This is a genomic window from Povalibacter sp., assembly GCF_036520495.1.
Taxonomy (GTDB): Bacteria; Pseudomonadota; Gammaproteobacteria; order Steroidobacterales; family Steroidobacteraceae; genus Steroidobacter.
In genome coordinates this window covers 121,764-133,831 of the sequence record NZ_DATDJO010000028.1, presented here as the reverse complement: position 1 = coordinate 133,831, position 12,068 = coordinate 121,764, and the positions used below count along the sequence as shown (strand labels likewise).

Here is a 12,068-nt window from a genome sequence, read left to right as displayed (position 1 = left end):
CATGGCAACGCTGAAACAAAGCCTCGTGTTTTTACTGAAGTGGACGCTGGTGGGTCTTGCCATCGCCTGCACGATTCTGCTCGTGCGGGCGAATGTCACCGGGCGAGCGCAGACCAGCGATAACCCGGGCACCACAGTCCCCGGACTTTCCAACGTGACGAATGCAGCCCAGCCGCGTCGGTCCTTTGCCGATGCTGTCGCGCGGGCGGCGCCCGCGGTGGTGAACATTCACACGGCGCGGGTCGTGAGCACTTCGAACGCGCCGGCCCCGACCCGACCGATGTTCGAACAGAATTTGCCGGCTGTTCGCAGGCGCGTGGAAAGCAGCCTTGGATCCGGCGTCATCCTCGATTCCGCCGGACACATCGTGACGAACATGCACGTCATCCGCGGCGCCGCGGAAATTCGCGTACAGCTTGCGGACGGACGCGTGACCAAACCCACCGTCGTCGGCACGGACGCGGACACGGATCTCGCCGTTCTCAAGATCGACCTGCCGGATCTGCCGACCATGCCGATGGGTCGCTCCGATGAACTGCGCGCCGGCGATATCGTGCTCGCCATCGGCAACCCGCTCGGCCTGAGTCAGACCGTGACGCAGGGAATCGTCAGTGCCATCGGCCGCGGCAGCCTACGGCTCGTTACGTTTGCGGATTTCATTCAGACCGATGCCGCGATCAATTTCGGTAATTCCGGCGGCGCGCTGATCGATGTGGACGGCGACCTCATCGGCATCAATACCGCCGTGCTTGCACAACAACTCGGCACGGAAGGCATCGGCTTCGCGATTCCCGTCAATCTGGTGCGTGGCGTGATTGGTGACATCATCGAATTCGGGCAGGTACGCCGCGGCTGGCTCGGCGTGCACGTGGTCGGCGATACGAGCCGCCGCTTCAGTGCGCCCGTCATCGGGCTGGTCGATCCCGGCAGTCCTGCCGAGCGCGCGGGGCTGCGGCCGGGAGATCTCATCCTCGAACTCAACGGCAGACCCGTCCTGACCGATCAGGAAGCGCTGACCCAGACCGCCGCCATGCGCCCTGGATCCGACATTGAAATCCGCTTCCGTCGCGGTCAGTCAATCATGACGGCGCGCGCCACGCTCGAACAGCGGCCGGCAAGTGACGACACGGCCCAATGACCGGTCGGAGCCCGAACCGCTGAACATTTCGCCAGAGCACAGGGCTCAGCCAGGCATTCGACGAATCTGCGCGCCGAGTTGTTCGAGCTTCTCTTCGATGCGCTCGTAGCCGCGATCGATGTGATAGATCCGCAGCACGTCCGTCGTGCCCTGCGCAACGAGCCCGGCAAGCACGAGGCTGGCGGAAGCGCGCAGGTCTGTGGCCATCACCGGAGCGGCCGTCAGCTGCGGCACGCCGCGAATGATTGCGGTATTGCCTTCGATGCGGATGTCCGCACCCAGGCGTCGCATCTCCAGCATGTGCATGAAACGGTTTTCGAAGATGGTTTCGGTCACCGTCGCGACACCATCGGCGATGGTGTTCAGTGCTGCGAATTGCGCCTGCATGTCCGTCGGAAATGCCGGATGCGGCGCGGTCCTGATGTCGACTGACCTCGCCCGCTGACCGTGCATGTCGAGTTCGATCCACGAATCGCCGACGGCGATGCTCGCGCCAGCTTCACGCAACTTGGCCAGCACCGCATCGAGGTACTCGACCCGCGTACCCTTCACTTTCACCCGCCCGCCGGTGATAGCGGCGGCGACCAGGAACGTCCCGGTCTCGATGCGATCCGGCAACACGTCATAGCGGGTGCCGCCCAGACGTTCCACACCGTCGATCGTGATCGTATCGGTGCCGGCGCCGCGAATTTTTGCACCCATCGAATTGAGGAAATCCGCCAGGTCGACGACTTCGGGTTCGCGCGCGGCGTTCTCGATGATGGTCTGCCCCTCGGCGAGAGTGGCGGCCATCAGCAGATTCTCGGTGCCCGTGACTGTCACAGTTTCAAGAACCAGGCGCGCACCTTTCAGCTTGTCGGCACGCGCACGGATATATCCGTTCTCTATATGGATGTCCGCACCCATGGCCTGCAGACCGGCAACATGGATATTGACGGGCCTCGCACCGATGGCGCAGCCGCCAGGCAGCGAGACATCCGCCCGACCGAAACGCGCCAGCAGCGGACCGAGCACAACGATCGAAGCGCGCATCGTACGCACGAGTTCATACGGCGCCACGCAGTCGCGCACCGTCGACGCATCGACTTCGACACGCATCTTTTCATCGATCGTGACACTGACGCCCATGCTGCCCAGCAGCTCGATCATCGTCGTGACATCACGCAGGTGCGGTACGTTGCCGACGGACACTGGTTCCTGCGCCAGCAATGTGCCGGCGAGAATCGGCAGCGCCGCATTCTTGGCGCCGGAAATCTGCACTTCCCCATTGAGGGGTGTGCCGCCGCGAATCTGCAGCTTGTCCATGGTCAGGCGTCCAGTGGCTGTGCCGGCATTTCCGACGGCGCGAGGACCTGCATGGTCAGCGCATGTATTTCCCGTCCCATGTACGCACCGAGAGTGCCGTAGACGAGTTGGTGGCGCTGGATCATGCGCTTGCCTTCGAATTGCGGCGCCACGATCACCGCCTCGAAATGTGTGTCGTCACCGGACTCGACCCTGACGTCGGCGCCTGGCAACCCGGCTTCGATCATTACTCGGACTTCGGCGGCATTCATGATGGGTACTTCGCAGCGGATTCAGCAGATGGATTCGCGCGGCAGTGATGCGCGAGCGGAACGGGCGGGCATCTTAAATGAACCGCGCGGATTCTTCCGCACCCCGAACACCCTCGATTCAGGTTGCCGCGCTATCATGCGCCTCATGAAATCGTCACTCGGCGCAGAAAAGCTCGTCTCCCGAGCCAGGCAGGTCCTGAGCATCGAATCGGCTGCAGTCGCTGCGCTCGAAGGCCGTATCGGCGAACAGTTCGTCGCTGCGTGCCGCCTGATCGATGAATGCAGCGGCCGTGTCGTCGTCACCGGCATGGGCAAATCCGGGCATATCGGCGACAAGATCGCGGCGACGTTCGCCAGCACGGGTACTCCTGCATTCTTCCTGCATGCCGCGGAAGCCAGTCATGGCGACATCGGCATGATCACCGCCCGGGACGTCGTGCTGGCGCTGTCCAATTCCGGTGAAACCCCCGAACTGCTCGCCATCCTGCCGGTAATCAAGCGGCTGGGAGCGAGCCTGATTGCATTGACCGGCAAGCCACAATCCTCGCTTGCGCGCGCCGCCGACGTGCTGCTGGACGTGAGCGTCACCCAGGAAGCCTGCCCACTGAATCTCGCACCGACGGCCAGCACGACCGCCACGCTGGCGATGGGCGATGCTCTGGCCGTCGCACTGCTGGATGCACGCGGTTTCACCGAAGAAGACTTCGCGCGATCGCATCCCGGCGGCAGCCTGGGGCGCAAGCTGCTGTTGCATGTCGAAGACGTCATGCGCACTGGTGAACGATTGCCGAAAGTCACGGTCGATACGTCGCTGCATGACGGCCTGATCGAGATGAGCGCGAAGGGATTGGGCATGACCACCGTCGTCGACACACAGGACAAAGTCCTCGGGGTCTTCACGGATGGCGATCTGCGACGCCTGCTGGACAAGCCGTTCGACCTGCATCGATCGACCATGGGCGATCTCATGAAGCGCAATCCGAAGAGCGTGCAGCCGCGGATGCTGGCCGCCGAAGCCGTGCACGTCATGGAGTCGAGCCGGATTACCGCACTGCCGGTGATCGATGCATCCGGAACCCTGGTAGGCGCACTGAACGTTCATGATCTGTTCCGCGCCGGCGTGATGTGAGGCACGGAGCTGAACTGCATGGATACCCTGATCGAACGCGCCAATGACATTCGCCTGCTCGTGCTCGATGTGGACGGCGTCCTCACGGACGGCCGCCTCTATTTCTCGCCGAAGGGTGAGGAAATGAAGGTGTTCCACGTGCGCGACGGCGCCGGCATCGTGCAACTGCTGCGCGCCGGCATTCAGATCGCCGTCATCTCCGGCCGGCAGTCGCGGGCGGTCGAGCGGCGCATGACGGAACTGGGAATCACCTGGATCCGTCAGGGCATCGACGACAAACTCGCTGCGCTGCGTGAACTGCTCGATATCCTGGGTCTCGGTCCGCAGGCCGTTGCGAGCATCGGCGATGACACGCCGGATCTGCCGATTTTCGAAATCGCACGACTGTCCGTCGCTGTCGCCGACGCGCACGCGAGCGTCAAATCACGCGCGCACTTCATCACGCAGGCAAACGGCGGACAAGGCGCCGTCCGTGAGATCTGCGATCTCATCCTCGAAGCGCAGCGGCGCATCGCAACGTCATGAACTGGTCCTGGATCATCGTCTCGTCCCTCCTTGCCGCCATTGCGATCGGCGTGGGAGTGCTGTCGGGTCGCAATCCCGTAGTCGATGCGGTCACGGACATGCCGCACCAGCCTGCCTATTACCTGAGGGATGCCGTGGTCACCCAAACCGAACCGAATGGCGCGCCCGGCATGCGACTGATCGCGCATCGCATCGAACAACAGCCCGGCGACGAGAGCTTTGCTCTGCAGACCGTGCGTGTGGACTATCTCAAGGTGCCCGACAAACGCTGGTACCTGTCGGCCGACCGCGGCTTCGTGCCTCCTGATTCGCATGTCATCCAGTTCACCGGCAATGTCGAACTGCGGCCCATCGACGGGCCGGCGACGACCTTTCTGCGCACAGAAGAATTGAGCGTCGATCCCGACAGGAATATCGCCTACACAACCACATCTCCGGTCGCGATCCGGTTCGGCACTTACTCGATGCGGGTCAAGCGCTTCGAGGCCGATCTCAAGACCGAGAGAGTCAAAATGGAGTCGGTGAATGGCCGTTCCGAAGCGAGCTGAACACTCTGCGTTCTGGTTGGGTTCGGCCTTGTTGCTGACCCTCGGGTCGGCGCAGGCCGCCCAGACGCCTGCACTGAGCACGGAGGACATCCATCTCGCAGCCGACCTGCTGGATTCCGATGCGCGCAATGACGAACACGTGATGACTGGCAATGTGCGTATTACGCAGGGCCCCATGTCGATGGAAGCCGACCAGGCGACGGTGAACGGGCTGCAGAGCGAGAACAGTCGCTGGAAGTTCCAACGCAACGTGCATATCCGCACTGCCGAAGCGGATCTCAAATCGACGTCAGCCGATGCCGTATTCACCGCCGGCCGCATTGCCGAGGCGACCGTGCGCGGCTCCCCTGCGACATTCCAGCAGTTGAATGGCGCGACGCCCGACAAGAACGTCCGCGGCCGTGCCGGTGTCATTGAATATGACTTCGGCAAGGGCACCGTCAAAATGACGCAGGATGTCTGGTTCAGCTATGGCGGCAACGAGTTCCGCGGCGACACCGTGATCTACAACGTCAACGACGAACGGGTCGTGGTCAATCCGGGCGGCGCCAGCAGCAGTAACTCCGGCGGTCGGGTCAACATCACCATCAAGCCCGGTTCTCCGGTGCAGCTCCCAGGCACAAAGCCCCGGCCCGACAAGAACGGAAGCACCGAATGAGTCGTCTGCTGGTCGAAGGTCTCGCCAAGCGCTATCGATCGCGGCAAGTCGTCAAAGATCTCTCCATCGAAATCTCGAGCGGCGAAGTGGTCGGCCTGCTCGGCCCGAATGGCGCCGGCAAGACCACGGCCTTCTACATGATCGTCGGGCTGGTACCGATGGACAGCGGCCGCATCGTCCTGGACCAGAACGACATTTCCAGACTCCCCGTACATCGCCGCGCGCGCCTGGGGCTCGGCTACCTGCCCCAGGAGGCCTCGGTATTCCGCAAACTGACGGTCGCCCAGAACATCCTGGCCATTCTGGAAACGCGGTCCGAACTGAACCGGGAAAAGCGCGAGGCAGCGCTCGAATCCCTTTTGGAAGAACTCCACATCGGTCATATCCGCAACAGCGTCGGGCAAAGCCTGTCGGGCGGCGAACGGCGGCGTGTCGAAATCGCCCGCGCGCTGGCCGCGGAACCGCGGTTCATGCTGCTGGATGAACCCTTTGCGGGCGTCGATCCGATTTCGGTGCTCGACATCCAGCGAATCATCCGCCACCTCACGGCACGTAATATCGGCGTGCTCATCACCGATCATAACGTCCGGGAAACATTGGGGATTTGCAGTCGTGCGTATATCGTCAGCGGCGGCTCGGTCATCGCATCCGGGACTGCGGACGAGATCCTTGCCAATGAGGAGGTTCGTGAGGTGTACTTGGGCCACGACTTCCGCTTATGACTTATTAAGGATGGCCGGAACGACGAACGAGTCTGCGTCGTCCCGGCGGATTGACGACCAGGTACGACGCCCCGAATGCTGAAACCCGCACTGCAGCTGAGACTTGGCCAGCAGCTCACGATGACTCCGCAGCTGCAACAGGCCATACGCCTGCTGCAGCTTCCCGTACTCGAACTGCAGGCGCAGATCCGTGAGGCGCTTGAAACCAATGTGATGCTCGAGTCGGAAGACGAGGCCGGCAGCCTCGAAACCGGCGATACGATCGTCGAACCGCAGCAGTTCGAATCCGCCACCCCCGCACAATCAGCCGAGGTCGTCGAAGCCGTTCCGGAAATGGAGCCCGTGGACGACCAGGACTGGAGCGACAACCAGATCACCGGCCAGGCCGATACGCCCTGGTCGGGTGACGATCTTTCGCAGGACTTCTCCGACACCAGCGGCGAGACACTCCAGGAACACCTGACCTGGCAGCTCGAAATGACGCGATTGAACGAGCGCGACAGACGCATCGGCGCCGCCATCATCGACGCCATCAACGACGACGGCTACGTCATCGAGCCGCTCGAGGAGATCGCCCGCAACCTGCAGCCCGAAGTCATCGCGACCGTCGCCGACCTCGACCGCGTGCTGCTGCACATCCAGGCCATGGATCCGGCCGGCGTCGGCGCGCGCTCGGTCAGCGAGTGCATCCAGTTGCAGTTGCGGCAGCTCGATCCGGCTACCCCCGGACGCGAAACCGCTATCGGCATCGCGGCCGACTATCTCGATCAGGTCGCCGAGCATCAGTACTCGCTGCTGCGTCGCCAGCTGCGCGTATCGGAAGAGGAACTGGAATACGCACTCGTCCTGGTGCGTGGCTGTCAGCCACGGCCGGGGTCGAGCGTGCACTCGGTTCCTGCCGAGTACATCGTCCCGGACGTCTTCGTCCGTCGCATCGAGCGGGGCGGCTGGGCGGTGGACATCAACCCCGCAAGCCTGCCGCGCATCCGCGTCAACCAGGGCTATGCCAGCCTGATCGGCCGGTCAGCGGATCACGCCATGCTGCGCACTCAGCTGCAGGAAGCACGCTGGCTGATCCGCAGTCTCGAAATCCGCAACGACACGCTGCTGAAAGTGGCGCGTTGTATCGTGCAGCGCCAGTCGGCATTCCTCGAGAACGGCGACGAATACATGCAGCCGATGATCCTCAAGGACGTCGCCGAAGCCGTGGAGATGCACGAATCCACGATCTCGCGCGTCACGACCAACAAGTACATGCACACCCACCGCGGTGTGTTCGAGTTTCGTTACTTCTTTTCCAGCCACGTGGCGGCGAGCGACGGCACCGAAATGTCATCGACCGCCATCCGCGCCAAGATCCGCAAACTGGTGGCACAGGAAGACTCCGACAAGCCGCTGTCCGACAGCCGCATTGCCGAGATCCTGTCGCAGGAAGGAGTCCAGGTCGCTCGCCGTACCGTCGCGAAATATCGCGAGGCACTCGGCATACCGCCGTCGAGCGACCGTAAACGGGTTTCGGCGAGATAGCTTACGAGGACTTGAACGCCCACGAATCCACCCGATCACATGCAGTGCAACCGGCGGATGGCAGTACTCCGGTTGTGGATGTCAACTCTGCCGGATTGCCCAAGTTTTGGAGGCGCCATGCAATTGAACGTCACCGGTCACCACGTGGATGTCACTACATCCCTCAAGGGCTACGTCGAGAAAAAGCTCGACCGCATCGTCAGGCATTCAGACCACGTCATAGACGTTCACTGCATTCTCACCGTCGAGAAATTGCGACATAAAGCGGAGGCCACCGTCGCGCTGAGCGGCGCCACGGTCTACGCCGACGCCACCGATCCCAACATGTACGCCGCCATCGATGCACTGGCCGACAAGCTCGACCGGCGCGTCAAGAAGCACAAGGAAAAGCTCGGCAACCACTACGCGACCAGGCCTGCGATTTCCTGATCGCGCACCATTGCGGGTCGCAGTGAGGCGATCCGACGCACCCAAGGCCCCGCGGTTCGCGCCGCGGGGCCTTCTTTTTTTCAGTCCCCTACCCGTCCGTCATCGCGGCCTGCTAGCCTCCGCGCCATGCGCCTGGTCATCGTCAGCGGTCTGTCCGGCTCCGGCAAAAGTGTCGCCCTTCACATGCTGGAGGATCTCGACTACTACTGCGTGGACAACATCCCCGCGGGCCTTCTGCCGATGTTCATTTCGCACACAGTGCGCTCGCATGAGTCCACCTACGGGTCGACCGCCGTCGGCGTCGATGCCCGCAATCGCCCGGCCGAGATTGCTTCCGTCCCGAACCTGGTTGCCGAACTCAAGCGCAGCGGCGTCGGTTGCGAAGTCCTGTTCCTGCGCGCCGACGAGGAAGTCCTGCTCAAGCGCTACAGTGAAAGTCGCCGCCGGCATCCGCTGAGCCGCGATGGCACTGGCCTCATCGACGCACTACGCCAGGAAAAAGATCTGCTGGCGCCGATTGCAGACGCCGCGGACCTGATCCTCGACACTTCACGGACCAGCGTTCATGACTTGCGGGAACTGATCCGGCAGCGCGTGGCCGGGCGCTCGGCGGATCGTCTGTCCATCCTGTTCGAGTCCTTCGCGTTCCGTCACGGCGTGCCGGACGACGCAGATTTCGTTTTCGACGTGCGCAATCTGCCCAATCCCCACTGGGAACCCGGTCTCACGCATCTGACCGGCCGCGATGCGGCGGTCGCGGAATACCTCGATCGTCATCCGGTCGTCACACGCATGTTCACCGACATTGCCGGTTTCCTCGACCACTGGATCCCCGAGTTCGTCAGGAGCAACCGCAGCTATCTCACCATCGCCATCGGCTGCACCGGCGGACAGCATCGCTCGGTGTACCTGGTCGAACGCCTGACCGAACATTTCACCAAACGCTATCCGCTCGTGCACGCACGCCACCAGGTCGTCGGCGACGCCAGCCGTCGCTGAAGAAGACCCAGGAGATTTCCACAGGGATCACGGGGAACCATTGGGTTCGAAGCAGAAGAATCTTTCTGCGCCCCGTGTGGCCCCGTGTTCCCCGTGGAGTTCCTCTCGGCCTTCTGACATCGCAGACATTTCGTCTAGAGCCTGCGGGACTCTCCCGCTACACTGCGCGCCACTTCGCGGTGGGCTCTTGCATGATGGCCGAGTCTCAGGTCGCAAAAATCAGTCGGCTCGCGGCGCTACGCACAGCGCTCGAGCAGGGATCCATGCGGCATGGCCATCGAATGGTCAATTCGCTGCACCCTGCTGAAATCGCCTCGCTCATCGAATCGCTGCCGCCGGCCAAGCGCGAGATCGTGTGGGAATTCGTCGACCCCGAACTCGAGGGCGACGTCCTCATCGAACTGAACGAAGAAGTGCGCGCCGAACTCATCGGCGGCATGGACGCGGATGAACTGATCGCGGCCACCGAAGGCATGGAGGTCGACGACCTCGCCGATCTGATCGGTGACCTGCCCGAGACACTCAACCAACGTGTCCTGCAGTCAATGGACTCACAGGACCGTGAGCGACTGACCGCAGTGCTGGCTTTCGAGCAGGACAGCGCCGGCGGCCTGATGAACCTCGACGCCGTGACCATCCGCCCGGATGTCACGCTGGAAACCGTACTGCGCTATCTGCGCATGCGTGCGGAATTGCCCGAACGCACCGACCGCCTGTTCGTGGTGAATCGTCACGACCTGTACCTCGGCGGCCTCGACATCACACGCCTGCTGACCGAGGACCCCGAATCCACCGTCGGTGAACTCATGGACTCCGCGGTCGAAGGGATTGCGCCGGAAACGCCGGCTCGCGACGTGGCCAAGCTGTTCGAGGACCGCGACCTCGTGTCCGCAGCGGTCGTCACAGCGGACGGACGCCTGCTGGGCCGTATCACGATCGACGACGTGGTCGACGTCATCCGCGAAGAAGCCGATCACTCGGTGTTGAGCATGGCCGGCCTCGATGAGGACGAGGACATGTTCGCAGGTGTGGCGCGCAGCGCCCGGCGACGCGCGGTCTGGATGGGCGTGAATCTCGCCACGGCCTTCCTCGCCGCGAACGTTGTCGGCCTTTTCGAAGCCACCATCGAGAAAGTGGTGGCCCTTGCGGTATTGATGCCGATCGTCGCCAGCATGGGTGGCATTGCCGGCAGTCAGACGCTGGTGCTGATCATCCGCGGCATCGCATTGGGCCAGGTGGAACAGACCAACGCCCGCTGGCTGCTCCTGCGCGAAATCAGCGTCGGCATGTTGAACGGCCTGTTCGTCGCAGGCTCGGTCGGCCTTGCCTCCGGCCTGTGGTTTCAGGACTGGAGGATCGGCGTGATCATCGCCGCGGCGCTGATGATCAATCTGTTCGGTGCGGCCATCGCTGGCGTCGGTGTGCCGCTGGTACTGAAGCGGCTCGGCATCGATCCGGCATTGGCCGGTGGCGTCATCCTGACGACGTTCACCGACTGTATCGGCTTCGCCTCATTGCTGGGTCTCGGCGCGCTGTTCCTGACGTGATGACAGTCGCTGCAGCACGCCGGTCGCGCCCGTCGACGCCACGGAGTGACCGCCGATGAAGGCCAGCAGATCTTCCGAACGTTTCATCGCATCCTGATAGCCGAGCGCGATCAGCTCGCGCGTGAACGTATCCTGGAACAACAGGTAGCTCATGAGCTGGCCGCCGCCGGTGTTCAGCGCGCCCATCGTTCGCAACAAGACCCGCAGCGAACGCGGCAACGAGCCTACGTGATGCCGCGCGATTTCGGAGATATCGCGGCTCGGCAGGATCACCAGCAGCTCGATCTTGCGCATCCGCGTCTCGCCCGGCCCGACCGACAGCCCCTGCTCCACGAGATGATTGATCTGAATCAGCCGCTCCATGTCCGAGGAGAGTCCGTCGGTGAACAGGGCATCGAGCATGTAGCCGAAGATCTGCCCGAACGTCGGACAGCTGGGCGGCTGCGACGCATTGCCATGCGCGTCGTTGCGTGTGCCGATGACCAGCAGGCGGTCAGCGCCGAGATGGATGGCCGGACTGAAGGGACTCGACTGCCGCATCGCGCCGTCGCCGTAATACTCATCGCCCATCAAGACCGGTGGAAATACGAACGGCACAGCAACACTGGCCATCAGGTGATCGAGCGATAGCTGCGTAGGCTCGCCGACTCTGCGCAGGCGATTCCACGGTGAATCCCCCTGCTTCGATTCATAGAAGGCGACGGAACGCGCGCTGACATAACCGGCGGCCGCGATGGCCAGTGCGTCGAGCTGGCCCGCGTCGATGGAGCGACGCACGGCGGCGAAATCGAACTGCTGCTTCAGCAGCTCGCGCAGGGGCGAATTGTCGAACAGCGATTTTGGCGGCGGCAGCAACCAGCCGCCGGACATCATGGACAGCAACCAATGCAGACCCGATCGCATCATGCTGATCGTGTCGGCGCGGAACACATGCTGGACGTGAAAATTCCGCCAGACGCGCTCGAGATTGCCGACTGCGACGCGAAAGCGCTCCGCATGCACCGCGAGCGCAGTCGCATTCACCGCACCGGCCGATGTGCCCGTGATGATCGGAAAAGGATTCGACGCGCGGGCGGGCAACAGGTCGGAAATCGCACGCAACACGCCGACCTGATAGGCGGCACGCGCGCCTCCGCCGGGCAGGACCAGGCCGAGCCTGGATTCGGGAAAGGCAGGGCCTCGGTCAGTTGTCACGGCTGGATCTCAGCAGACATTCGCCAATCGATCGAAGCGGCACGGACGGACTCGTGATTTGCCCTGGTTCACGATTAGTATGGCACAGTGATTCTG

General features: G+C 62.9%; 13 protein-coding genes. 10 read left to right on the top strand and 3 right to left on the bottom strand.

Going from position 1 to position 12,068, the window contains the following annotated elements; translation table 11 throughout:
- Positions 1 to 25: 25 nt before the first annotated feature.
- Entirely contained in the window at positions 26 to 1,138 is a 1,113-nt protein-coding gene (locus VIZ63_RS10695; RefSeq protein ID WP_331609586.1) for a S1C family serine protease, read from the top strand.
- 45 nt (positions 1,139 to 1,183) lie between these two features.
- Here the strand turns inward: VIZ63_RS10695 and murA are convergent, their stop codons facing one another.
- Positions 1,184 to 2,443 (bottom strand): UDP-N-acetylglucosamine 1-carboxyvinyltransferase, encoded by a 1,260-nt coding sequence (murA, locus tag VIZ63_RS10690; RefSeq protein WP_331609585.1) that lies wholly within the window; start codon positions 2,441 to 2,443, stop codon positions 1,184 to 1,186.
- A 2-nt stretch (positions 2,444 to 2,445) separates the two neighbouring features.
- Positions 2,446 to 2,694, bottom strand: a complete 249-nt coding sequence (locus tag VIZ63_RS10685; protein ID WP_331609584.1) for a BolA family protein — start codon at positions 2,692 to 2,694, stop codon at positions 2,446 to 2,448.
- Between the two features lie 145 nt (positions 2,695 to 2,839).
- On the opposite strand from VIZ63_RS10685, the gene VIZ63_RS10680 reads away from it, so the two are divergent.
- From VIZ63_RS10680 to mgtE, 9 genes are all read left to right on the top strand, one after another.
- The gene (locus VIZ63_RS10680; protein ID WP_331609583.1) at positions 2,840 to 3,823 is read left to right on the top strand and encodes a KpsF/GutQ family sugar-phosphate isomerase; all 984 of its coding nucleotides are present in this window, start codon (positions 2,840 to 2,842) and stop codon (positions 3,821 to 3,823) included.
- Positions 3,824 to 3,841: 18 nt separating this feature from the next.
- Entirely contained in the window at positions 3,842 to 4,348 is a 507-nt protein-coding gene (gene kdsC, locus VIZ63_RS10675) for a 3-deoxy-manno-octulosonate-8-phosphatase KdsC (RefSeq protein WP_331609582.1), read from the top strand.
- Positions 4,345 to 4,896, top strand: a complete 552-nt coding sequence (lptC, locus tag VIZ63_RS10670) for an LPS export ABC transporter periplasmic protein LptC (RefSeq protein WP_331609581.1) — start codon at positions 4,345 to 4,347, stop codon at positions 4,894 to 4,896. Before kdsC ends, lptC begins: the two co-directional genes overlap by 4 nt.
- Positions 4,874 to 5,554 carry an LptA/OstA family protein gene (locus VIZ63_RS10665; protein WP_331609580.1) on the top strand — a complete coding sequence of 227 codons (681 nt, stop codon included), beginning with the start codon at positions 4,874 to 4,876 and terminating at the stop codon, positions 5,552 to 5,554. The genes lptC and VIZ63_RS10665 overlap by 23 nt, the downstream gene beginning before the upstream one ends.
- Positions 5,551 to 6,276: an LPS export ABC transporter ATP-binding protein gene (lptB, locus tag VIZ63_RS10660; RefSeq protein WP_331609579.1), complete on the top strand. Its 726-nt coding sequence runs from the start codon at positions 5,551 to 5,553 to the stop codon at positions 6,274 to 6,276. The genes VIZ63_RS10665 and lptB overlap by 4 nt, the downstream gene beginning before the upstream one ends.
- A 78-nt stretch (positions 6,277 to 6,354) precedes the next feature.
- Positions 6,355 to 7,803, top strand: coding sequence for an RNA polymerase factor sigma-54 (locus VIZ63_RS10655; RefSeq protein ID WP_349261168.1), 1,449 nt, complete (start codon positions 6,355 to 6,357; stop codon positions 7,801 to 7,803).
- 117 nt (positions 7,804 to 7,920) lie between these two features.
- Positions 7,921 to 8,232, top strand: coding sequence for a ribosome hibernation-promoting factor, HPF/YfiA family (gene hpf / locus VIZ63_RS10650; protein WP_331609577.1), 312 nt, complete (start codon positions 7,921 to 7,923; stop codon positions 8,230 to 8,232).
- A 126-nt stretch (positions 8,233 to 8,358) separates the two neighbouring features.
- Positions 8,359 to 9,231, top strand: a complete 873-nt coding sequence (gene rapZ / locus VIZ63_RS10645) for an RNase adapter RapZ (protein ID WP_331609576.1) — start codon at positions 8,359 to 8,361, stop codon at positions 9,229 to 9,231.
- Positions 9,232 to 9,425: 194 nt separating this feature from the next.
- Positions 9,426 to 10,778: a magnesium transporter gene (gene mgtE / locus VIZ63_RS10640; protein ID WP_414703788.1), complete on the top strand. Its 1,353-nt coding sequence runs from the start codon at positions 9,426 to 9,428 to the stop codon at positions 10,776 to 10,778.
- On the opposite strand, the gene VIZ63_RS10635 is transcribed toward mgtE, so the two are convergent.
- Positions 10,743 to 11,972 carry a patatin-like phospholipase family protein gene (locus VIZ63_RS10635; protein WP_331609574.1) on the bottom strand — a complete coding sequence of 410 codons (1,230 nt, stop codon included), beginning with the start codon at positions 11,970 to 11,972 and terminating at the stop codon, positions 10,743 to 10,745. The two genes, mgtE and VIZ63_RS10635, sit on opposite strands and share 36 nt — an antisense overlap.
- Between the last annotated feature and the right edge of the window lie 96 nt (positions 11,973 to 12,068).

Bases quoted from the DNA above. Each gene is read 5' to 3' on its own strand.
- murA (WP_331609585.1), bottom strand. From the start codon at position 2,443: ATGGACAAGCTGCAGATTCGCGGCGGCACACCCCTCAATGGGGAAGTG.
- VIZ63_RS10685 (WP_331609584.1), bottom strand. From the start codon at position 2,694: ATGAATGCCGCCGAAGTCCGAGTAATGATCGAAGCCGGGTTGCCAGGC.
- VIZ63_RS10680 (WP_331609583.1), top strand. From the start codon at position 2,840: ATGAAATCGTCACTCGGCGCAGAAAAGCTCGTCTCCCGAGCCAGGCAG.
- kdsC (WP_331609582.1), top strand. From the start codon at position 3,842: ATGGATACCCTGATCGAACGCGCCAATGACATTCGCCTGCTCGTGCTC.
- lptC (WP_331609581.1), top strand. From the start codon at position 4,345: ATGAACTGGTCCTGGATCATCGTCTCGTCCCTCCTTGCCGCCATTGCG.
- VIZ63_RS10665 (WP_331609580.1), top strand. From the start codon at position 4,874: ATGGCCGTTCCGAAGCGAGCTGAACACTCTGCGTTCTGGTTGGGTTCG.
- lptB (WP_331609579.1), top strand. From the start codon at position 5,551: ATGAGTCGTCTGCTGGTCGAAGGTCTCGCCAAGCGCTATCGATCGCGG.
- hpf (WP_331609577.1), top strand. From the start codon at position 7,921: ATGCAATTGAACGTCACCGGTCACCACGTGGATGTCACTACATCCCTC.
- rapZ (WP_331609576.1), top strand. From the start codon at position 8,359: ATGCGCCTGGTCATCGTCAGCGGTCTGTCCGGCTCCGGCAAAAGTGTC.
- mgtE (WP_414703788.1), top strand. From the start codon at position 9,426: ATGGCCGAGTCTCAGGTCGCAAAAATCAGTCGGCTCGCGGCGCTACGC.